Origin of the sequence: Micromonospora sp. U56 (genome assembly GCF_018070095.1) — a bacterium.
Classification (GTDB): Bacteria; Actinomycetota; Actinomycetes; order Mycobacteriales; family Micromonosporaceae; genus Micromonospora; species Micromonospora purpureochromogenes.
In genome coordinates this window covers 33,694-55,289 of the sequence record NZ_JAGPYL010000013.1, presented here as the reverse complement: position 1 = coordinate 55,289, position 21,596 = coordinate 33,694, and the positions used below count along the sequence as shown (strand labels likewise).

Here is a 21,596-nt window from a genome sequence, read left to right as displayed (position 1 = left end):
GTGGGATCTGGTGGGGACAGGGCTCATCACACGCCGACCAGACTTCCCGGCACACCGGTGATCACTCTAGCCCCCCGGTCGGTCCCGGGCAGGCAGGCGACCGGCCGGACGAGCCGAGTTTCCTCCGCGCTCACCCGTGGCTACGCCGCTCCGGCCGGGTACGCCCGGGTCTCGCTGGCCTTGACCGCCGCCCACACCCGCTGCCCGGGCTCCAAGCGAAGCTGGGCGGCGGCGGCCGGGGTGACGTCGGCGGCGGCCGGGACCGGGCCGGCGAGCTGCACCCGCAGGTTGTCCCCGTGCCGCTGCACTCCGGCGACGGTGGCCGGCCAGGTGTTGCGGGGGCTGCCGTCGGGCTGCCGCGGGTGCAGGGCCACGGCGGCGGGCCGGAAGACCACGAAGGCGTCGCCGTCCAGCCGGTCGGCGGTGGCCAGGGCGAAGCCGTCGCCGAGGCGTACCTGGTGCCCGTCGGCGTGGCCCCGGTAGAGGTTCAGCCCGACGAGGCGGGCGACGTAGTCGGTGCGCGGGCGGGCGGTGACGGTGGCGGCGTCCCCCTCCTGCACCACCCGGCCGTCCTCGACGATGACCAGCCGGTCGGCCAGGGCAAGTGCGTCCAGCGGGTCGTGGGTGACCAGCAGCGTCGCGCCGTCGTGGTCGGCCAGGTGCCGGTGCAGGTGGGCCCGGGTGTCCAGGCGGGTCCGGGCGTCCAGCGCCGCCAGCGGCTCGTCGAGCAGGAGCAACCGCGGGCGTACGGCGAGCGCGCGGGCCAGGGCGACCCGCTGGGCCTGCCCGCCGGAGAGCTGCCGCGGCCGGCTCCGGGCGTGTCCGGACAGTCCGACCCGGTCCAGCCAGCCGGCCGCCTGCTCGCGGGCGGACCGTCGATCGAGGCCCTGCCGGCGGGGGCCGAACGCGACGTTGTCCAGCGCGCTCAGGTGCGGGAAGAGCAGGTAGTCCTGGAACACCACGCCGACCCGGCGCCGCTCCGGCGGGATCCAGCGGGCCCGGTCGGGCCGGTCCAGGTCGACGCCGTCGAGCAGGACGTGACCACCGGTGAGCGGCTGGAGCCCGGCGAGGGCGCGCAGGGCGGTGGTCTTGCCGGCGCCGTTCGGGCCGAGCAGCGCGACCACCTCGCCGGCGCCGACGGTCAGCCGGACGTCGAGGCGGAAGGCGGCCCGGTCGACGACCAGGTGGCCGTCCAGCAGCGGGGCGCTCACGGGCTGGTGATCCAGCGGTCACGCAGGCCGGCGAGGATCGCCACCGAGACGGTGAGCAGGATCAGGCTGAGCACGATCGCCGCGTCCAGGTCGGTCTCCAGGGCCAGGTAGACGGCGAGCGGCATGGTCTGGGTCCGGCCGGGATAGTTGCCGGCGAAGGTGATCGTCGCCCCGAACTCGCCCAGCGCCCGGGCCCAGCAGAGCACCGCGCCGGCCGCGACGCCGGGAGCGATCAGCGGCAGGGTGACGTGGGTGAAGGTGGTCCACCGGCCCGCGCCGAGGGTGGCCGCCGCCTCCTCGTAGCGGCTGTCCGCGCCGCGCAGCGCGCCCTCGACGGCGATGATCAGGAACGGCATCGCCACGAACGCCTCGGCGAGCACCACGCCGGTGGTGGTGAACGGCAGGGTGAGGCCGAAGGCGCCGTCCAGCCACCGCCCGAGCAGCCCGTTGCGGCCGAACACCAGCAGCAACGCCACGCCGCCGACCACCGGGGGCAGCACCAGCGGCACGGTGACCAGGGCCCGCACCACCCGGCGGCCGGGGAACTCCACCCGCGCCAGCAGCCAGGCCAGGGGTACGCCGCAGGCCAGGCAGAGCAGGGTGGCCAGGGTCGCGCACTGCACCGACAGCCGTAGCGCGGTGAGCACGCCCGGCGCGGTCAGCCGCTGCGGCAGCGTCGCCCACGGGGTACGCGCCAGCAGCCCGGCCAGCGGCAGCACCAGGAGGAGCAGCCCCAGCCCGGCCGGTACGAGCAGCGCGACCGGCACCCGCCGGCCGGGCCGTCGCCGGGTACGCGGCGCAGCGGCGTCCGGTGCGGCGGTCACGACCCGGTGGGCGGCTGGAAGCCGGCGTCGGTGAGCACGGCCCGGCCCTGGTCGGAGCGGACGTGCTCGACGAAGGCGCGGGCGGTGGTCGGGTTCGGCGCGTCCTTCAGCACCACCACCGGGTAGTCGTTGACCGCGCGGGCGGACTCGGGGAACTCGACGCCGTCCACCTTCGCGGCGGACCTGACGTCGGTGCGGTAGACCAGCGCGGCGTCGACCTCGCCGAGCGTCACCTTGGACAGCGCGCCCTTGACGTCCTGCTCCAGCGTCACCGGGGTCAGCTTCACGCCCGCCGCGGCGAGCACTCTGGTGGCGGCGCCGCCGCAGGGCACCTGCTCGGCGCAGAGCGCCACCTTGACGTCGGGCCGGGTCAGGTCGGCCAGCCCGGTGACCCGGCCGGGGTTGCCCTTCGGCACGGCGATGACGAGCTGGTTGCGGGCGAAGACGGTGGGGGAGCCGTCGGCGGCCCCGGCGTCGGTGACGGTGGCCATGTTCCTCGCGGCGGCCGAGGCGAACACGTCCGCCGGGGCGCCCTGGGTGATCTGGGTGGCCAGGGCCGAGCTGCCGGCGAAGTTGAAGGTGACCCGCACACCCGGGTGCGCGGCCTCGAACTGGCGGCCCAGCGTCGCGAAGGACTCGGTCAGCGACGCGGCGGCGAAGACGGTCACCGTGCCGGTGACCCCGCTCGGTCCGCCGTCGTCGGCGTCGCCGCCGCAGCCGGCGAGGCCGAACGCGGCCACCGTCGGCAGGACGGCCAGGGCGGTACGGATCCTCGTCATCAGTGTTGTGGCGTGGATACTCCCGCCTTCAGGTGGGGGAGGAAACGCCACTCCCTCCCCTCAGTGATCAATTTACATGAATCATTGGTACAATGTGAGACGTGGGTGAGGTGGTGAAGCGGGCGTACAAGTACCGCTTCTATCCGACTCCTGAGCAGGTCGAGCAGTTGAACCGGACGTTCGGCTGCGTGCGTCTGGTCTACAACCGGGCTCTCGACGCGCGGACCCGGGCGTGGGTCGTGGACCGGCAGCGGACCAGCTATGTGCAGACCTCGGCGTGGCTGACCGAGTGGAAACGCACCGACGAGCTGGCGTTCCTGAACGAGGTGTCGTCGGTGCCGCTGCAGCAGGCGCTGCGGCATCTGCAAGCCGGGTTCGCCGCGTTCTGGGACAAGCGTTCCCGATACCCCCGGTTCAAGTCCAAGCGCAAGTCCCGGGCCTCGGCGGAGTACACCCGCTCGGCGTTCCGCTGGCGCGACGGTCAGCTCACCCTCGCGAAGATGGGCGCACCGCTGGCCGTCGCGTGGTCCCGACCCCTCCCCGAAGGCGCACAGCCGTCCACGGTCACGGTGTCGAGGGATTCCGCTGGGCGCTGGTTCGTGTCCCTGCTGGTCCAGGACCCGACGATCCGGGCACTGCCACCCCTGAGCGCGGCGGTGGGGGTGGATGCGGGTATCACCAGCCTGGTCACTCTGTCCACCGGAGAGAAGGTCACCAACCCGCGTCACGAGCGGGCCGACCGGCGGAAACTGGCTACCGCGCAGCGGGAGTTGTCCCGCAAGGCCAAGGGCTCCGCCAACCGGACGAAAGCCCGGCTGAAGGTTGCCCGGATCCACGCCCGCATCGCCGACCGGCGCCGCGACCACCTGCACAAGCTGAGCACCCGACTCGTCCACGAGAATCAAACGGTCGTGATCGAAGACCTCAGCGTGCGCAACATGATCCGCAATCACAGTCTGGCCCGTGCCATCTCCGACGCTGCCTGGTCGGACCTGCGCGCGATGCTGGAGTACAAAGCCGCCTGGTACGGGCGGACGGTGATCGCGGTCGACCGCTGGTACCCGTCGTCCAAGACCTGCTCGACGTGTGGCCGCATCACCACGGCCATGCCGCTGACCGTCAGGTCGTGGACCTGCCCGGGATGCGCCACAGAGCATGACCGGGACGTCAACGCCGCCAGGAACATCCTCGCCGCCGGGCTGGCGGAGAGGTGAAACGCCTGTGGAGCTGACGTAAGACCTCACGGGAGTCCTCCCTACGGGCAGTCGGCGATGAAGCAGGAAACCCCACGGGCGACCACGGGGAATCCCCTCCCCTCAGGGAGGGGAGGATGTCAACAGCTGTTCCTCCCGCGCAGCAGCGGCGCGGCCCGCTCGACCACGACCGTGGTGGACTTGATCACGGCGACCGCGACCGAGCCGACCGTCAGGCCCAGCTCGTCGACCGCCTCCCGGCTCATCAGCGAGACCACCCGGAACGGGCCGGCCTGGATGTCGACCTGCGCCATCACCGTGTCCCGGACGACGGCGGTGACGATCCCGCGCAGCCGGTTGCGGGCCGAGGAGAACTCGGCGCGCCCGTCCGGCTCGGCGGCCTGGGCCCGGACGAAGCCGGCCAGCTCGACGCCGTCGACCAGCCGGTGGCCGTGCTCGTCCCGGGTCGCCGGCAGGCGTCCGGCGTCCACCCAGCGCCGCACGGTGTCGGTGCTGACGCCCAACAGCTCGGCGGCCTCGCTGATCCGGAACACGGTCACCGGATCACCCTAGCGGCTCGCGTCTGCGTGGCGAAAGCGGCAACGTGCCTTGCGTACCCGAGGGTGATGGCGGGCGGACGGCCGCATCTGCGGGTGCGGCGGTGCGAGAGAAGACGTCCCGCAGGGGCACAATGTGGCCATGCGGCAGGGCTTCGCTCACCAGGCGGTTCTCGACATGGCGCCGGACGCCGATCCGGGCGCGCCCGGGGCGGCCATCACCACGGCCCTCTGCGGCCACTGGGAACACGAGCCGCCCTGTCCGGTCGCGTCCCACCACACCCGGGCCGAACGGTCCGGTGACGAGGTACGCCTGCACATCCTCTTCGCCACCGAACCGCACCTGGTGGAGCGGGTGCGGCAGGACATCGACCGCGCCCTGGCGCGCGGCGAGCTGCGCGGCCCCGACGGCGGGACGACCCGGTGGCGGCTGCGGCTGAGCGGACCGAGCGAGCCGTCGCCGCAGGAGGCGGAGCACCTCGAGCGGTTGACCCGCGGCTAGCCCGTCCGCCGTCCGGCGTCCCCGGGCCGTGGGCGCGGCTGACCTACCATGCGGGCGTGGCGAACTTCGATGCGTCGGCGGCGGTCACGATGGTCTGGCAGCGGCAGAGTGTCTGGTCGCAGGCCGCGGTGGCCGAGAAACGGCGCGTCGTGCGCGCGCGGCGCACGGTCGCCGGCCTCACCATCGGCGCCGCCGTCGCCGGCTCCCTCGCCACCCAGCTCGGCGAGCCGCACCGGACGGCCAGCCGGGCGCTGGCCATCGTCGCCGCCGCCGCGCTGCTGCTGGTGCCGGTGGCGGCGAGGTGGACCTCGCGGGACACGGTGCACGCGTGGACCCGGCTGCGGTCGGTCTCCGAGGCGTTGAAGGCCGACGTCCACCGCTACCTGGCCGGGGTGGCGCCGTTCGCCGGCGCGGACCGCGACCGGGTGCTGCTGCGGCACGCCGACACCCTGCTCGACGACTCGGGTGACCTGGTCGGGCGGACCGTCGGCCTTGCGCCGGTCGCCCGGCCGCTGCCCGACGTCCAGGACGTGCCGAGCTATCTCAGCGCCCGGGTGCGGGGGCAGGTGGCGGGCTACTACACGCCGATGGCGCGGCGGATGGCCCGGCTGGCCGCGCGCGTCCGGTGGGCCGCGACGGCGGTGACCGTGGCCGGCGCCCTGCTCGCCGCGACCGTCGGGGTGCTCGGCGACGGGCTGGGCCTGACCGCGTGGCTCGGGGTCGCGGCGACCGTGACGACCGCCCTGGTCGGCTACGGGGCCGCGCAGCAGTACGAGGCCCAGCAGATCGAGTTCGCCCGGACGGCCGACCAGTTGACCCGGCTGTGCGTGACCCGCGAGGCCGGGCACGGCTGGACCGACGACGACGCGTTCGTCGCCGAGGCCGAGCGGATCATCTCGCTCTCCAACGAGGGCTGGATGGCGAAGATGATCGAAGAAGATGGCACAGCGCAGCAGTGACATCACAGCGGGTGAAATGTATTATCTTCGATGGTGTCGTCGACCGTGGATGTCGACCGACCATCAACCGCATATGGGGGAACCGACGTGGATCGCATCGCAGTCCGTCCCGACCCGACCCCGACCCCGAGCCCGCCGCCACTGGACGACCTGCGGCACACACCGCTCGGCCAGATCTCCCTCTCCCGGGCGCGTGCCGTCGCCCATGTCCACGACCGCAGGGTCGACCGTCCGACCGGCGTCGATGTCGCAGGCTTCGGCTCTTCGATCTGACGCTGGCGGGCCGGGCAGGAAGCCGCCCGGGCAGGTCAGCCCGCTGAGTCAGTACGTGCTCAAGCTGACCAGCCGCTGCGACCTCGCCTGCGACCACTGCTACGTCTACCAGCATCCCGACCAGTCCTGGCGCCACCAGCCACACGTGATGGCGGCGTCCACACTGGAACAGGCGGCGCGCCGGATCGCCGAACACGCCGCCGCGCACGGGCTCGACACCGTCCGCGTCGTGCTGCACGGCGGCGAGCCGCTGCTGGCCGGCGCGGGCGGCCTGGCCGCCGCCGCCGCCGAACTGCGCCGCCGGATCGACCCGGTGGCGCGGCTCGACCTGCGGATGCAGTCCAACGGCGTGCTGCTCACGCCGCGCATCTGCGACGTGCTCGTCGCGTACGACGTGAAGGTCGGCATCTCGCTCGACGGCGACCTGGCGGCCAACGACCTGCACCGCCGCTACGCCAGCGGTCAGAGCAGCCACGCCGCCGTGCTGCGCGGGCTGGCGCTGCTGCGCCGCCCCGAATACCGGTCCAGCTACGCGGGCATCCTGTGCACCATCGACCTGGCCAACGACCCGGTCGCGGGCTACGAGGCGCTGCTGGCCCAGGAGCCGCCGCAGATCGACTTCCTGCTCCCGCACGCCAACTGGGAGCGGCCCCCGGCGCGCCCCGAGGGGGTGCCCACCCCGTACGCCGACTGGCTGCTGGCGATCCACCGGCGGTGGCTGGCCGACGGGCGGCCGGTGCCGATCCGGCTGCTGGAATCCCTGCTCTCCACCGCGTCCGGCGGGGCCACCCGCACCGAGGCGGTCGGGCTGGGCTTCGCCGACCTGGTCGTCATCGAGACGGACGGGACCTTCGAGCAGGTCGACTCCCTCAAGTCCGCCTACGACGGCGCCCCGGCCACCGGGCTGGACATCTTTCGCCACCGGGTCGACGACGCCGCCGCCCACCCCATGATCGCCATCCGGCAGACCGGCCTCGCCGGACTCTGCGCCACCTGCCGGGAGTGCGAGGTCGTGCGGCAGTGCGGCGGCGGGCTCTTCGCCCACCGGTACCGCCCCGACACCGGCTTCGACAACCCGTCGGCCTACTGCGCAGACCTCAAGGAACTGATCCACGCGATGACGACCACCGACGTACCCGACCAGCGGCAGCCCAGCGACGCGCTGAGCCCGACGGTGCTCGACGACCTCGGCACCGGCTACGGCACCGTGGAGTCGACCCGCCACCTCGCCTCGGTCCACCTCGGGCTGGTCCGCGCGCTGCTGGTCGACCTCAGCCCCCGCGCGGCGCACGACGAGCGGGCCGCCGCCGGCTGGCAGCTGCTGGTCGACCTCGACCGCACCGCCCCCGAGGCCGTCCGCGCCGTGCTGGAGCACCCGTTCGTCCGTCGCTGGGCGCAGCGGTGCCGCGACGACGCGACCGCCGACCTGGCATACCTGGCGTGCGTCGCGGCCGCCGCCGCGATCCACGCCGGAGCCGACGCCGAGCTCACCGTGCCGGCGCGCGACGGGGCGCTGAGCCTGCCCACACTCGGCGCGCTGGCCGTCGACGCCGACGAGGAGGCGGTGCTCCTGTCCATCCACGACGGGGGGTTCACCGCGCGGGCCGGCGGGCGCCGGCTCACCGTGCGGCCCGGCCGGCCGGATGTCCCGGACGGGTGGCGGCCGGTGCGGGCGGCGGTCGCCGACGGGCACCACGTCCTGCTGGAGGACACCGACCCGTACCGGGACTGTTTCGCGGTGCCGGTCGCGGCCCGGCTGCCGGCGGCCACCGCCGACGAATGGACCCGGCAGCTGACCCGCGCGCTGCGCCGCGTCGACGTCGAGGCCGGCGGGTACGCCCCGGGCCTGCGGACGCTGCTGCGCACGGTGGTGCCGCTGCGGGCCGACGAGGGCGGGATGCAGCGCAGCGCCGCCGCCGGGGCCGCCTTCGGCGCGGTGGCCGTCGCGCCGGTCGGAGACGACGCGGCGCTCGCGGTGCTGCTGGTGCACGAGGTGCAGCACCTCAAGATGCACGCCGTGCTGGACGTCTGCGACCTGTTCGACCGGCACGACCGGCGCCGGCTGACCGTACCCTGGCGGGCGGACCCGCGACCGGTGGAGGGCGTCCTGCACGGCACGTACGCCCACCTGGCCGTCGCCGACGTGTGGCGTCGCCGGCCCGGCGGCGCGGCGGCGACCACCTTCCGCCGCTACCGCGACTGGACCGACGGCGCCCTCGACGCGCTGCTCGACCTCGGTGCGCTGACCGCCGCCGGCGAGCGGTTCGCGCACCGGATGCGCGACACGCTGGACAGCTGGTCGTGACCCCCGATGCCGCCGCGGTCACTGCTCCGGGCACCGATCGGCCCCGGTGCGGGTGACGGGGACACCCGGTATTGCGTACGCCGATACTGTGGACGGTTCAGGATGTCCCACGTCGGGCGGGAGCGGCAGGTGACCGAGGAAGAGTTCCGGGTCGACCCGTCCGCGCCCGTGTTCTTCCTCAGCTACGCCCGGACGAAGAACCGGGTCGCCGCGCCCCCGCGGGACACCAACAGCAAGGTGTTCCAGCTCTTCGTGGACCTCTCCGACCACGTGGTCGAGCTGCTCGGCCTGCCGCCGGGACGCCCGGCCGGCTTCATGGACCGGATGATCGACGGGGGGCAGCTCTGGACGGAGGACCTGGCCTTCGCCGCCGGTCACAGCCAGGTCTTCATCCCGCTGATCTCGCCGCAGTACCTCAACAGCGCCTGGTGCGCCCGCGAGTGGGACGCCTTCGCCCGCCGCCGGTTCACGCTGCGCCCCGGCGCGGCGGCCACGCCGGGGGAGACCCCGGTCATCCCGGTCAACTGGTCGGTGGTGGAGCGGCACCGGGTGCCGCCGGTCGTGTCGCAGCGGCAGATGTTCACCCCCACCCGGTTACCCTCGGACATCGCCCCGCAGTACCACGACGAGGGCATCTACGGCCTGCTCAGCCTCGGCAAGAACGGCAAGGACGCCTACGACGCGGTGGTGTGGCGCCTGGCGCAACGGGTCGCCAGGGCGTACCACACGCACTGGGTGCAGGCCCAGGTCCCCGCCGACCTGCAGCAGCTCCGCGCGACGTTCGAGGAGGTCGGGCATGACCTGGTCTGACGCTTCCTCGTCCGGCGCGCCACCGGGCCGGCAGACGTACTTCTTCCTCAGCTACGCCCATTCGGTGCCGCTGTCCGCGTCGGCCCGCCCCGACACCGACTTCTGGGTCAACCGGTTCTTCCAGGACCTCGGCGCCGCCGTGCGACGCGGCGCCCGCCGCACCGGCGAGCTGGACGTGGGGTTCTTCGATGGGCTGGTCAGCCCCGGCGCCGACCTCAAGCAGACGCTCACCGACGCGCTCAGCCTCGCCCACGTCTTCGTGCCGCTCTACTCGCCCAAGTACTTCAGCAACGCCTGGGCGGTCGGCGAGCGGGACTCGTTCCGCAGCCGGCTCACCCGGCTGGCGCCCGGCCGGGCCGCGCGGCACATCCTGCCGGTGCTCTGGCTGCCCCCGTCGCCCTGGGAGGAGCGGCCCGAGACGGCGCAGGCGCTGGAGCTGGTCGGCGACGGCGTCGAGCGGGCCGACTACGCCGAGAACGGGCTGCGCGCGCTGTGCAAGCTCAGCGCCTACCGCCGGCAGTACGAGAGCATCCTGTCCGTGCTCGCCGACCGGATCATCACGGTGGCGGAGAGCGAGCCGCTCGCCCCGTCCCGCGCCGCGACGGTGACCAGCAACCCGGTGACCGACAGCGGGGAGACCGCGCTGGTGGTCACCACGCTCACCCCGCACGACCCGCGCTGGCGGCCGTACGGCGACCAGCACGAGCTGGCCGTCGCCGACTACGTCGCGGCCACCGCCGAGCGGCTGGGCCTGTCCACCCGGGTGGTCGCCTTCGCCGACGCCCGCGCCCAGGCGCCGCAGTGCCCCACCGTCGTGCTGGTCGACGCCGCCATCGGCGCCGAGGCCGCGCGCGACGCGGTCGACGGGCTGCCCCGCTGGGCGGTGCCGCTGGTCATCGCCGCCGACGGTGAGCGTGGCGAGACGACGCCCGAGGCGATCGCCGGTACGTTGCAGGACGCGCGCTTTCCCCAGGTGCTGCCGGTGCGGGACATCGCGGAGTTCGAGCGCTGCGCGCCGCAGCTGGTGATCGAGGCCCGTAAGCAGTTCCTCCGACACGGTCCGGTCGATCCGCCCGACGGCCCGGCCGTGCCCCGGCCGAGCCTGCGTCCGGCCGGCGCATCAGACGTAGGGCGAGGGAAGGAAGACCGATGACGCGACCGCGCGATGGCCAGGTGGTCACCTTCTACTCATACAAGGGTGGCACCGGCCGCACGATGGCGCTGGCCAACACGGCCTGGATCCTGGCCGCGAACGGGCAGCGGGTGCTCGTCGCCGACTGGGACCTGGAATCCCCCGGCCTGCACCGGTTCTACGCGCCGTTCCTCGACCCCGAGCAGGTCGCCTCCACCGGCGGGGTGATGGACCTGATCCTGGAGTACGAGTGGGAGAACGCCCGGCGGCGCGCCGAGTCCGACGCCGCCGCCCGCCCCGGTGACTGGCACCGCCAGTTCGCCCGGGTGCACAAGTACGCCTTCTCGGTGAACTGGGAGTTCCCCGGCGGCGGCAGCCTCGACCTGCTGCTCGCCGGCCGGCACAACCCCGACTACGCCACCAGCGTCACCGGCCTGAACTGGGACAACTTCTACAACCGTCTCGGCGGCGCGCAGTTCTTCGACGCCCTGCGCGAGGACATGAAGCGGCACTACGACTACACGCTGATCGACAGCCGTACCGGCATCAGCGACGTCGCCGAGATCTGCACCATCCACCTGCCGGACGTGCTGGTGGACTGCTTCACCCTCAGCGACCAGGGCATCGACGGCGCCTCGGCGGTCGCCCGCCGGGTCCGGGGCTACGAGGGACGCCGCGCGCGGCGGGTGCTGCCGGTGCCGATGCGGGTCGACGACGGGGAGAAGGGCAAGCGGGACGCCGGCCGGACGCTGGCGATGCAGCGCTTCGCCGGCCTGCCCAGCGGCATGACCGACGCCGAACGCCAGGAGTACTGGCTGACCGTCGAGGTGCCCTACCGGGCGTACTACGCCTACGAGGAGACGCTGGCGACCTTCGGCGACGAGCCGGGCGGCCGGACCACCCTGCTGTCCGCGTACGAGACGTTGACCAGCCACATCACCAACGGCCGGATCGGCTCGCTGCCCCGGCTCGACGAGGCGCTGCGCCGGCAGACCGTCCAGCGCTTCGAGCGCAAGCCGGCCGTCCCCGACGAGCTGATCGTGCTGCGGCACGCCGCCGAGGACCAGGCCTGGGCGGAGTGGGTGCAGGCGGTGCTCACCGGCGCGGACCTGCGGGTGCTGACCGTCGCGCCGGGCGCCGTCGCGCCGGTGAAGGCCGACACCGCCTCCCGCGAGCTGCGGCTGGTCTCCCGGGCGTACGTCGCCGCGCGGGACCGGCTCGGCCCGGACATGGTCGGGCGCGGTGGCGCCACCCTGGCCGTGCACCTCGACGACACCCCGCCCGCCCCGGAAGTCCCCGTCGGCAGCTGGACCTCGGTGCACAACCGGAGCGTGGAGGCCGCCACCGAGCAACTGCTCAAGCTCGTCGGGCGGCCCACCGGCGACGGCGGGCGGGGCCTGCCGGGCGCCCGCTTCCCGGCCGTCGGGGCGGAGGTCTTCAACCCGCCCGGCCGCAACGTCCGCTTCACCGGCCGCGAGCTGCTGCTGCGCCGGCTGCGCGAGGAGCTGAAGGCCGGCGGCAACGAGCGCACCCCGGTGGCGCTGCTCGGCGGCGCCGGCATCGGCAAGACCCAGCTGGCCATCGAGTACGCGCACCGCTTCCGCGGCGCGTACGACATCGTCTGGTGGATCGACGCGGACCCGCCGCAGTTCGTCGACGTGCAGGTGTCCGACCTCGGCCGCGAACTCGGCCTGCCGGAGCTGCCGACCATCCCGGAGAAGACCCGGGCCGTGCGGCAGTGGCTCAGCCGCGCCGAGCGCCACGAGGACGGCGGCCAGCCACCCCGGTGGCTGCTGGTGTTCGACAACGCCGACCAGTACGAGCACGTCAAGGACTTCCTGCCGCAGGGCAACGGGCACGTCCTGGTCACCACTCGCAACCCGGACTGGGGGGACCTGGCCCGGGCCGTGGACGTGGAGGCGTTCCAGCGGACGGAGAGCGTGTCGCACCTGCGCGCCCGCATCGGCGAGCAGCTGATGAGCGTCGCCGAGGCCGAGCAGGTCGCCGAGGCGGTGGAGAACATCCCGATCCTGGTCGCGATGGCCGGCGCCTGGCTGGCCGACACCGGCACCCCGGTGGGCGACTACCTGGCCGGGCTGGAACGCACCGGCCCGGAGACCGACGTGTGGGGCCATTCCCTGCAGCGGCTCAAGGAGCAGTCCGCCGGCGCGTACCGGCTGCTCCAGCTCTCCTCGGTGCTGGCGCCGGAGATCTCCCTGGACCTGCTCTACGGCGACCAGGTGGCCCGGGTCATCGCGCCGCACGACCCGGTGGTGGCGGCCCGGGTCGCCGACCGGGTGTCCGAGCGGGACATCGCCGCGGCCCTGGTGCAGCGGATCAACCGGCTCGCGTTGATCAAGGTGGACCTGCACGCCCAGCGGGTGCAGGTGCACCGCCTGCTCCAGGCCGCGCTGCGGGTCCGGATGTCCGACACCGAGCTGAACGAGATCAAGCACGACGTGCACCGGATCCTCGCCGGGTCGCGCCCGTCGGGTGAGGTGGAGGATCCGGCCGTACAGGACCGGTTCCGCATCCTGTGGCCGCACCTGGACGGCTCCGACGCGGTCTCCTGCCAGGACGACAACGTCCGCCAGCTGGTGATCGACCGGATCCGGTACATCTACCTCAACGGCGGCTTCGAGCAGGGCGAGCAGTACGCGCGGCAGGCCGACAAGACGTGGTCGACGCGGCTGGAGGAGCTGTCACCGGACTCGCCGCCGCACCGGGCGCTGCGGGTGCAGCTGCTGCACCTGCGGTTCAACTGGGCGAACCTGCTACGCGGCCTGGGCCGGTTCGAGGAGGCCCGCCAGCTCGACGAGGACACCCTGCGCCAGCAGGAGGAACTGATCGGCGCCAGCCACCCGTACACGCTGATGACGGCCGGCAGTTACGCCGGCGACCTGCGCGCCCTCGGCCGCTACCGGGAGGCGCTGGAGCGGGACCTGCGCACCTACTCCGCCTCGGTGGAGGTGTTCGGCGAGGACAACCGTCGCACCCTGGTCGCCGCCAACAACCTGGCCGCCTCCTACCAGCTGATGGGCCAGTTCGTCCGGTCCCGGGAGCTGGACGAGAGCACCTACCGCCGGCTGCGGCTGGTGCTCGGCGCCGAGCACCCGCGGACCCTCTTCTCCGCCAGCAACCTGGCCCGGGACCTGCGCGAGGTCGGCGAGTACGAGCGGTCGGTGTCGCTGCTGCGGGGCGTGGTGGAGGGCTACCGCCGGCTCTTCGGCGAGCACTCCCGCGACGCGCTCGTCGCCCAGGCCAATCTCGCCGTCTCGCTGCGCAGCACCGGGGAGATCGACGAGGCGGCCGAGCTGCTCGACGTCGCCTACGAGCGGCTGCGCACCAGCTTCGGCCCGACCAGCCCGGACACCCTGTTCAGCTGGCTGAGTCGCACGGCGAACATGATGCTCCAGGGGCAGGGCGCCCGGGCCCGGGCCGAGCTGGCCGAGGTCGGGCAGATGTTCGCCCAGGTGTTCGGCGCCGAGCACCCGTACGCACTGGTCTGCCGCAACAACCTCGCGGTGGCGACCTGGGACGCGGGGGAGCACGCCACGGCCCGCACGCTCGCCGAGTCCGCCGCCGAGGCGCTGCGCGCGGCGCTGGAGGAGCGGCATCCGTTCGCGATGGCGGCGGCGAACAACGCCGCGGTCTTCGACATCAACTCCGGCGAGCTGGAGGAGGGCCGGGCGCGGCTGCGGACCGTCGTGGAGCGGATGGTCGAGGTGCTCGGCCCCGAACACCCCGACACCCTGCGCGGCCTGGGCAACCTGGAGGTCGTCCACCAGATGGCGTCGGGCGGGCTGGTGAGCATCGGCCGGACCCGGATCGCCGACCGGCTGGCCGACCGGATCGGTCAGCGGCATCCGAGCGTGCTGGTGCTGCGCGACGGCCGGCTGGTGCGCCGGGTCGTCGACCCGCACCCCTACTGATCGGGCCGGCTGCCGATCAGCACGTCCCGGCCCACCGGCGCGCCGACGTCGGTGAGCCAGCGCAGCATGCGCGGCAGCTCCTCGACGGCGTCGAAGTGCGCCGCGCCGGGCTGGACCTCCACCTCGGCGCCCGGAATCTGCCCGGCCAGCCACCGTGCGTGGCTGGCCGGGGCGAAGGTGTCCTCCGCGCCGTGCCACAGCCGCACCGGCGTCACCGCGGTGTCGATCGCCCCGAGGTCGAACTTCCAGCTCCGCCGCAGCGCCAGCACGTCGTCGATCCACCCGTACGGGCCGGCGCGCAGCGCCTCCTCGTAGGTGTCGGTGATGAGCCGGCGCAGCGCCGCGTCGTTGACCGCCCGCCGGTCCGCCGCGCTCATCTCCACCATCAGCTCCTCCAGCAGGAACCGTGGATCCTCGATCGCCCGCGCGGCGCGGCGCCGGATCTGCTCGATCACCGAGGCGGTGTCGCGATTGCCGTCGCCGCCGAAGCCGCGCACGTTGTCGCTGTTCATCCCGGCGAACCAGTCGAGCTGCGTGGCGTCGGACGGGGCGAAGCTGACCAGCACCGCGACCCGGGTCACCCGGCCGCGTAACGCGCCGTCGGCGGCGCAGGCAAGCGCGTGCGGGCCGCCGCCGGAGCGGCCGGCGACGGCGAAGTGCTCCAGCCCGAGCTGGTCGGCGATCGCCTCGACGTCGCGGGCGGCGTCGGCGACGTCGCGGCCCTCCCGCCGGTCGGAGTCGCCGTACCCGGGACGGTCGTGCGCGATGAGCCGGACGCCGAGCCGGTAGAGAACGATGCCGCGTGGCTTCGGACCACGGCGGCTGCCGGGGGTACCGTGGAGGAGGAAGACCGGAAACCCGTCGGGCGCGCCGGTGACCTCGTACGCCACGCGCTTGTTGTCCGCGCGGCGGGCGAATTCGGCCCCTGGTTCGCCATCTCGGGTCACTCCAGCCTGCCTTCCGGTGCTGCGTTCAGCCAACGTGCATAACCCGGCGGGTGAGGAAGCTGATCCGGCTGCGACAACCTCACTCAGCAGTCGAGCCTAACGGTCGGGCCGGTCGCGTCGCTACGGAGAGCATCGACAAGGGGCCGGATCTGTCGGAAACGACACCCGTCCGGTCTCTTATCCTGGAACTTCCGCCCGACGCCCTGACCGGCCGTTACGGGTGCCCGGCGGGTCACCGGTCGGCACCCGGGCGGCCCGCGCCGCACGCCTGCGGCCAGGCGTCGGTGGCCCACCCGCGGGCCGCGTCCGGGTCGGCGCCGGCGGCGCTCGGGTCGCCGTAGCGCCAGTGCAGCCGGTACTGGGCGCGCAGCCGGGGCCGGGGCACCTGCCACTCGTACGCGACGACGCCCTCGCGTTGCTGGCGGCGCGGGAGCACGTCGGCGGTCGTCTCGGAGGTGAACGACGTCTCGCTGCCCCAGACCGTGGGACGGGCGGCGGCGGGCAGGTCCAGCCGGATGGTGAGGCGGCGGGTGGGCAGCCGGATGTCGCGCTGCAACCAGTCGCCGAACTTCCACGCCGGCACCCGGTAAGCGTAGGCGAGCACGGTGTGCTGCCCGGGGTAGAGCGGCACGGGCGCGCCGCCGGTGTCGAACATCAGGGCGATCTTCAGGAAGGCGTCCCGGCTGCGGGTCACCCGCCAGCGCATCGGTTCCGGTCGGTCGGCGCCGATGGTGGCGGTGAAGTCGACCTCGTCCAGGGTGAGCGGGTGGCGGTTGTGGAAGTCCGTGGAGCGGGCCGGGTCGTCGGGGAACCGGTCGATGTCGATCTGCACGGTGTGCCGGGTGATCGGCTCGGTGCCGACGCTGTGCAGGACGCGCCGGAACCGGCACTCGTACCAGCCGTCGACGAGGGAGAGGGTGGCCTGCTCGTCGTCGATCACCAGGTGCGGCCCGGCGGGCGGTGGCACGGCGGTGGGGCCCAGGGCGGGGAGCCGGCCGTCGCCGCGCGCGCCGGCGAACTCGACGTACCGCTGCCAGATCCGGTTGCCGCTGTCGAGCACCAGTTCGACGCGGCGGGCGAACTCCTCGGTCGGCTGGTGCCGGCCGTTCTCGATGTGGCTGACGTACGAGGGGTCGAAGCCGGTCCGCTCCGCCAGTTCCTTCTTGGACAGTCGGCGCTGGTGTCGCCAGTGCGTCAGCTCCCGTACGAAAACCGCGGCCGCATCGTCCTGTATGGAGCCGTCCATGCCCCCGTCCCTGGGTGTCGGGCCTCAAGTGTGTCCCAGGTGTTGCGGCCGCGCCAGCCATGATTCGCCGGCCGGCAGCAGGTCCCGCCCGCCGGCGTCGAAACTGTGAACGGGGCGTTACCGGGCGGCCAACACCACCGCCGCGCGGCCGCCGGTCACCGCTCGTGCCGCGACGCGTGGGACTCCGGCCGTCTGGGTATCACCCCCGGTCATGAGCACGAGCAGCACGGCGACCGACGAGCGCCCCGCGACCAGCGCGAACGTGGGTACGGTCGCGGTCGTCGCCCATCGGAAGAAGACCCTCGGCGGCGGTCTCGACGAACTGCGCGCGGCCCTCGTCGCCGCCGGGGTCGAGGACCTGCTCTGGTACGAGGTGCCCAAGAGCCGCAAGGCGCCCAAGAAGGCCCGCAAGGCGCTGAAGAAGGGCGCCGAGCTGGTCTTCGTCTGGGGCGGCGACGGCATGGTGCAGCGCTGCGCCGACGCCCTCGCCGGATCGGACGCCGCCATGGCGATCCTGCCCGCCGGCACCGCCAACCTCTTCGCCGCCAACCTCGGCATCCCCACCGACCTCGCCGAGGCGGTCCGCGTCGGCCTGCACGGCCACCGCCGCCGGCTGGACCTGGGCCGGCTCAACGGCGAGCACTTCGCGGTGATGGCCGGCGCCGGCTTCGACGGGGACCTGATCCGGGAGGCCGACCGCACCCTCAAGGGCCGGCTCGGCCGGGCCGCGTACCTGTGGACCGGCCTGCGCCACGTCCGGGGCGAGCTGGTCCGTACCCGGATCCGGGTCGACGGGTCCGACTGGTTCGACGGCGACGCGAGCTGCGTGCTCTTCGGCAACGTCGGCACGATCACCGGGGGAGTACCCGCCTTCGACGACGCCCGCCCCGACGACGGCGCCCTGGAGATCGGCGTCTCCACCGCCAGCGGCGCGAGCGACTGGGCGCGCACCCTCGGCCGGATGGCCGCCGGCCGCTCCGAGGACTCGCCGTTCGTCCGGATCACCCGCGGTCGCCGGATCAAGGTCCGCTTCGCGGTGCCGAAGACGTACGAGCTGGACGGCGGCGCGCGGGGCGAGACGACCCGGCTGAAGGTCAGGGTGGTGCCGGGGGCGTTGACGGTCTGCTGCCCCGAGACGGACAGTTGAGGGGCGAACCGGCACGACCCGGGGGAGGGGCGATGGGCCCGTCACAGGACATGGTCACCGTCCGCCGCCTGCGCCGGGGCATCGGCGTGGTCGGTATCGCGATGCCGGTCGTGCTGACCCTCGGAAACGCTCTCTTCGCCGGGCGCCTCACGCTGCTCGAATCGATCAGCGGGGCGTACCACACGGGGATGCGGGACGTCTTCGTCGGCAGCATGTGCGCCATCGGCGTCTTCCTCATCTGCTACCGGTACCGGCCCCTCGACGACGTGCTGAGCAGCGTCGGCGGCGCGCTGGCGGTCGCGGTCGCGCTGTTCCCCACCGCCTCGGGCGCCCGGGACGACCCGGTCAGCGCGACCGACATCCTGGTCGGGCGGGTGCACCAGGTCTGCGCCGCCGCCCTGTTCCTGCTGCTGGCCGGCTTCTGCCTGTTCCTGTTCACCCGGACCGACCCGGCCGCCGGCCCGGTCACCCCGGAGAAGCTGGTCCGCAACCGCGTCTACCGGGTCTGCGGCACGATCATCGTCGTGGCGGTGGCGCTCGCGCCGGCCAGCACCCTGCTGCCGGAGACGGCGCAGGAGGCGGTGAAGCCGGTCTTCTGGTGCGAGACGGTCGCCGTGCTCGCCTTCGGCGTCGCGTGGCTGGTCAAGGGCGAGGCGATCATCCGGGACGGCAGCGGTCGGGGCGCGGACCCGAGCTGAGCGGTCCCGCCGTGCCCGTCGGGGGTGGCCTGCGGCCCGTCGACCGGGCCGAGGCAGGATGACGGCCATGGACCCGACCGTACGGCGCTATCTCGACGACCTGGTCGACGCGGCCCGCGACGTCCTCGACGACGACCTGGTGGGGGCGTACGCGGCCGGCTCGGTGGGCATGGGGGCGTACCAGCCGGGCCGCAGCGACGTCGACGTGGCGCTGGTCGTCGCCGAACCGCTGGACAGCCGACGCAAGCGCGACCTGGTGGACCGGCTGCGGCACGAGGCGCTGCCCTGCCCGGCGCGCGGCCTGGAACTGGTCGCCTACACCCGCGCGGTCGCCGGCGCCGGCACCCCCGAACCCGGTTTCGAGGTCGAGCTGAACACCGGGGCGCGGATGCCGTTCCGCGCCACCTGGGACCCGGCCGAGCGGCCCGCCGCCGACGGCCGCTTCTGGTACGGCCTGGACCGCGACATCCTGCACGAGCACGGGTACGCCCTGCTCGGCCCGCCCGCCGCCGACGTCTTCGCCGCCCTGGCCCCGGCCGACCTGCGCCGGCTGCTCGTCGAGGCGCTGCGCTGGTGGCTCGCCCTGCCCACCCCCGCCGACGACGCGCCCGCCCCGGGCGCCGAGGACGCGGTGCTCGGCGCCTGCCGGTCGTTGGTGAAGGCCCGGGACGGGGTGTGGCTGTCGACGGTCGCCGCCGGCGGCCGGCTGGCCGACGCCGGCTACGAGAGCGAGCTGATCGGGCGCTGCGTCGCCGCGCGCGCCGGGGGCGTTCCGCCCAGCGGCGCCGAGGCCCGGGCGTTCCAGCGGCGGGTGCTGGCGGAGATCGCCGGGAGCTGACCCGGCGGGCGTGAAGGGTCGGACGCCGGCGCATCGGCCGGCGGTGCCGGGGCGCGCGACGATCGGCGTCCGACGCCGGCCGGTGTGGTCGGCGGGGAGTGACCGGATGGACACTGTGTGTCGGGTACGCGTCTCGGCGCAGTCGGTTCCGCGCTAGAGCGGCCCGGCCCGGGGGCGGAGGGTGTGACCAGCCCACCCCGCACTCCGAGACGAGGTAGTCATGCCCGTGACTCCGAGCTACCCCGGCGTCTACATCGAGGAAGTCCCGAGCGGCGTCCGTCCCGTGATCGGTGTGGCGACCGGCGTGACCGCGTTCGTGGGATACGTCCGCACCGGGCCGGAGAACCGTGCTGTCCGGGTGAACACCTTCGGCGAGTTCGAGCGCCGCTTCGGCGGGGTGGACCGCGATTCCGAGCTGAGCCTGGCCGTGCAGCAGTTCTTCCGCAACGGCGGCTCGGCCGCCCTGGTCGTCCGGGTGCCGAAGAGCGACGCCCGTGCGGCGTCGGTGACACTGCTGGACAAGGTCGGCACCGGCCCGAAGTCGGCACTCGTGCTGGACGCCGCCAGCACCGGCCAGTGGGGCAGCAACCTGCTGGTCGACGTCGACCACGACGACGCCGCCGATCCGAAGATCTTCAACCTCAGCGTGCGCGACGGGTCCACCGGTGTCACCGAGCGGTTCACCGGCCTCTCCGTCGACCCGACCAGCGCCGCCTACGCCGTCACCCGGCTCAACGATCCCGACCGCGGCTCCTCCCTGGTGCGGGCCCGCCCCGGCGCGAGCGGCGCCGGCCGGCCGGTCCCCAGCGGCACCGTCGGGGCCGAGATCGGCACCCCCACCGTCGACGCCGGCAAGAACTACCGGCTCACCGTCCAGCCCGACCGGCCCACCAAGCCGGACCCGGCAGACGCCACCAGGACGGTGCCCGCCGTGGCGGCGGTGACGGTGACCGTGCTGGAGAAGGGCGAGCGACTGCCGTCCTCGCCCGCCGGGGTGGCCGCCCTGGTGCAGCGCAAGGTCAACGCCGCGCTCGGCGCCGCCGACGGGGCCGCCGGCCTGCGGGTCCGGGTCGTGCCCACCGCCGCCGGCGGGGTACGCCTCCTCGGCGACGTCGACCCGCTGGTCGCCCCGGCCGCCGTGGACGCCGCCTTCACCGTCGCCGGGGCGACCGCCTCCGGCGACGTCGCCGACGGCGCCGCCCTGCTCGGCCTGGGCGGGGCGACGACCAACGTGGGCCGGTACACGCCGGTCGGCGCGAAGCGGCTCGGCCAGGGTGACCTGGTCACCGGCGCCGACGGCAGCACGCTGCCCGGCACCGGGGCGCTGGTGGGTTCCGAGGCCGCCTACTCGGGCCTCTACGCCCTGCTCAAGACCGACCTGTTCAACCTGCTCTGCATCCCCGACGCCACCCGGGCCCGGCACGGCGATCCGAGCACCGTCGACAGTGGCGTGGACCCGGAGGCGATCTGGTCCGCGGCGTACGAGCTGTGCGAGCGGCGCCGGGCAATGCTGCTGGTCGACCCGCCGCCCGGGGTGGACGACCCGGACCGCGCCCTGGACTGGATCAACCAGCTCGGGGTCAAGGGGCCGAACGCGGTCGCGCACTTCCCCCGGCTGCGGATCCCCGACCCCTCCGACGGTTTCCAGCCGCGCACCGTGGCGCCCAGCGGCACCATCGCCGGCCTGTACGCCCGCCAGGACGCCGAGCGGGGCGTGTGGAAGGCCCCGGCCGGCACCGAGGCACAGCTGCGCGGCGTGACCACCCTGGTGTACCCGCTGACCGACGCCGAGAACGGCGTGCTCAACCCGCTCGGGCTCAACTGCCTGCGCACCTTCCCGGTGGTCGGCACGGTCAACTGGGGCGCCCGGACGACGGCCGGCGCCGATGTGCTGGCCAGCCAGTGGAAGTACACCCCGGTCCGCCGGCTGGCGCTCTACATCGAGGAGAGCGTGTTCCGGGGCACCCAGTGGGCCGTCTTCGAGCCGAACGACGAGCCGCTCTGGTCGCAGCTGCGGCTCAACCTGACGTCGTTCATGCAGGACCTGTTCCGCAAGGGCGCGTTCGCCGGGCGCACCCCGCGCGAGGCGTACCTGGTGCGCTGCGACGCGGAGACGACCACCAGCGACGACCGGGACCGCGGCGTGGTGAACGTGGTCGTCGGGTTCGCCCCGCTCAAACCCGCCGAGTTCGTGATCATCCGGATCCAGCAGCTCGCCGGCCAGAACCCGTCCTGAGAGGTGT

General features: G+C 73.9%; 18 protein-coding genes. 12 read left to right on the top strand and 6 right to left on the bottom strand.

The features are described 5' to 3' along the window. Window positions 1-140 precede the first annotated feature (140 nt). Genes KBX37_RS07650 through modA form a run of 3 tightly spaced genes read right to left on the bottom strand, consistent with a single transcriptional unit; the run spans window position 141 to window position 2,814 of the window. Complete coding sequence (locus KBX37_RS07650; protein ID WP_210775220.1) at window positions 141-1,211, bottom strand: ABC transporter ATP-binding protein; 1,071 nt, start codon at window positions 1,209-1,211, stop codon at window positions 141-143. Beyond that, complete coding sequence (locus KBX37_RS07645) at window positions 1,208-2,035, bottom strand: ABC transporter permease (protein WP_210775219.1); 828 nt, start codon at window positions 2,033-2,035, stop codon at window positions 1,208-1,210. The genes KBX37_RS07650 and KBX37_RS07645 overlap by 4 nt, the downstream gene beginning before the upstream one ends. Continuing rightward, complete coding sequence (gene modA, locus KBX37_RS07640; protein WP_210775218.1) at window positions 2,032-2,814, bottom strand: molybdate ABC transporter substrate-binding protein; 783 nt, start codon at window positions 2,812-2,814, stop codon at window positions 2,032-2,034. The genes KBX37_RS07645 and modA overlap by 4 nt, the downstream gene beginning before the upstream one ends. A 101-nt stretch (window positions 2,815-2,915) precedes the next feature. Between modA and KBX37_RS07635 the strand changes: the two genes are divergently transcribed. Next, window positions 2,916-4,028 (top strand): RNA-guided endonuclease TnpB family protein, encoded by a 1,113-nt coding sequence (locus KBX37_RS07635; protein WP_210775217.1) that lies wholly within the window; start codon window positions 2,916-2,918, stop codon window positions 4,026-4,028. Window positions 4,029-4,147: 119 nt separating this feature from the next. Here KBX37_RS07635 and KBX37_RS07630 read toward each other — a convergent pair whose 3' ends face one another. Beyond that, window positions 4,148-4,567, bottom strand: a complete 420-nt coding sequence (locus tag KBX37_RS07630; protein ID WP_210775216.1) for a molybdopterin-binding protein — start codon at window positions 4,565-4,567, stop codon at window positions 4,148-4,150. 139 nt (window positions 4,568-4,706) lie between these two features. On the opposite strand from KBX37_RS07630, the gene KBX37_RS07625 reads away from it, so the two are divergent. The 7 genes from KBX37_RS07625 (at window position 4,707) to fxsT (ending at window position 14,477) form a co-directional block, all read left to right on the top strand. Continuing rightward, window positions 4,707-5,066, top strand: a complete 360-nt coding sequence (locus tag KBX37_RS07625; RefSeq protein WP_210775215.1) for a hypothetical protein — start codon at window positions 4,707-4,709, stop codon at window positions 5,064-5,066. A gap of 56 nt (window positions 5,067-5,122) precedes the next feature. Continuing rightward, window positions 5,123-6,025, top strand: a complete 903-nt coding sequence (locus tag KBX37_RS07620; protein ID WP_210775214.1) for a DUF4231 domain-containing protein — start codon at window positions 5,123-5,125, stop codon at window positions 6,023-6,025. Between the two features lie 30 nt (window positions 6,026-6,055). Continuing rightward, on the top strand, window positions 6,056-6,298 hold the full coding sequence (gene fxsA, locus KBX37_RS07615; RefSeq protein WP_210775213.1) for an FxSxx-COOH cyclophane-containing RiPP peptide: 243 nt from the start codon (window positions 6,056-6,058) through the stop codon (window positions 6,296-6,298). Next, a complete protein-coding gene (locus KBX37_RS07610; RefSeq protein ID WP_210775212.1) occupies window positions 6,270-8,603 on the top strand; it encodes an FxsB family cyclophane-forming radical SAM/SPASM peptide maturase in 2,334 nt (777 codons plus the stop codon). The genes fxsA and KBX37_RS07610 overlap by 29 nt, the downstream gene beginning before the upstream one ends. 129 nt (window positions 8,604-8,732) lie before the next feature. Continuing rightward, the gene (locus KBX37_RS07605; protein WP_210775211.1) at window positions 8,733-9,413 is read left to right on the top strand and encodes a TIR-like protein FxsC; all 681 of its coding nucleotides are present in this window, start codon (window positions 8,733-8,735) and stop codon (window positions 9,411-9,413) included. Continuing rightward, on the top strand, window positions 9,400-10,566 hold the full coding sequence (locus KBX37_RS07600) for a TIR-like protein FxsC (RefSeq protein ID WP_210775210.1): 1,167 nt from the start codon (window positions 9,400-9,402) through the stop codon (window positions 10,564-10,566). The genes KBX37_RS07605 and KBX37_RS07600 overlap by 14 nt, the downstream gene beginning before the upstream one ends. Beyond that, window positions 10,563-14,477, top strand: a complete 3,915-nt coding sequence (gene fxsT, locus KBX37_RS07595) for an FxSxx-COOH system tetratricopeptide repeat protein (protein WP_210775209.1) — start codon at window positions 10,563-10,565, stop codon at window positions 14,475-14,477. Before KBX37_RS07600 ends, fxsT begins: the two co-directional genes overlap by 4 nt. Here the strand turns inward: fxsT and KBX37_RS07590 are convergent. Together KBX37_RS07590 and KBX37_RS07585 are read right to left on the bottom strand one after the other, a co-directional pair. Further along, a complete protein-coding gene (locus tag KBX37_RS07590; protein ID WP_210775208.1) occupies window positions 14,471-15,424 on the bottom strand; it encodes an alpha/beta fold hydrolase in 954 nt (317 codons plus the stop codon). The two genes, fxsT and KBX37_RS07590, sit on opposite strands and share 7 nt — an antisense overlap. A gap of 232 nt (window positions 15,425-15,656) precedes the next feature. Beyond that, window positions 15,657-16,670, bottom strand: coding sequence for a helix-turn-helix transcriptional regulator (locus KBX37_RS07585; protein ID WP_210775207.1), 1,014 nt, complete (start codon window positions 16,668-16,670; stop codon window positions 15,657-15,659). A 211-nt stretch (window positions 16,671-16,881) separates the two neighbouring features. Between KBX37_RS07585 and KBX37_RS07580 the strand changes: the two genes are divergently transcribed. The 4 genes from KBX37_RS07580 (at window position 16,882) to KBX37_RS07565 (ending at window position 21,589) form a co-directional block, all read left to right on the top strand. Then, window positions 16,882-17,817: a diacylglycerol kinase family protein gene (locus tag KBX37_RS07580; protein WP_210775206.1), complete on the top strand. Its 936-nt coding sequence runs from the start codon at window positions 16,882-16,884 to the stop codon at window positions 17,815-17,817. Between the two features lie 32 nt (window positions 17,818-17,849). Continuing rightward, complete coding sequence (locus KBX37_RS07575; protein ID WP_210775205.1) at window positions 17,850-18,515, top strand: DUF998 domain-containing protein; 666 nt, start codon at window positions 17,850-17,852, stop codon at window positions 18,513-18,515. A gap of 67 nt (window positions 18,516-18,582) precedes the next feature. After that, window positions 18,583-19,353 carry a nucleotidyltransferase domain-containing protein gene (locus KBX37_RS07570; RefSeq protein ID WP_210775204.1) on the top strand — a complete coding sequence of 257 codons (771 nt, stop codon included), beginning with the start codon at window positions 18,583-18,585 and terminating at the stop codon, window positions 19,351-19,353. Window positions 19,354-19,573: 220 nt separating this feature from the next. Then, window positions 19,574-21,589, top strand: coding sequence for a phage tail sheath C-terminal domain-containing protein (locus KBX37_RS07565; protein ID WP_210775203.1), 2,016 nt, complete (start codon window positions 19,574-19,576; stop codon window positions 21,587-21,589). Window positions 21,590-21,596 lie beyond the last annotated feature (7 nt).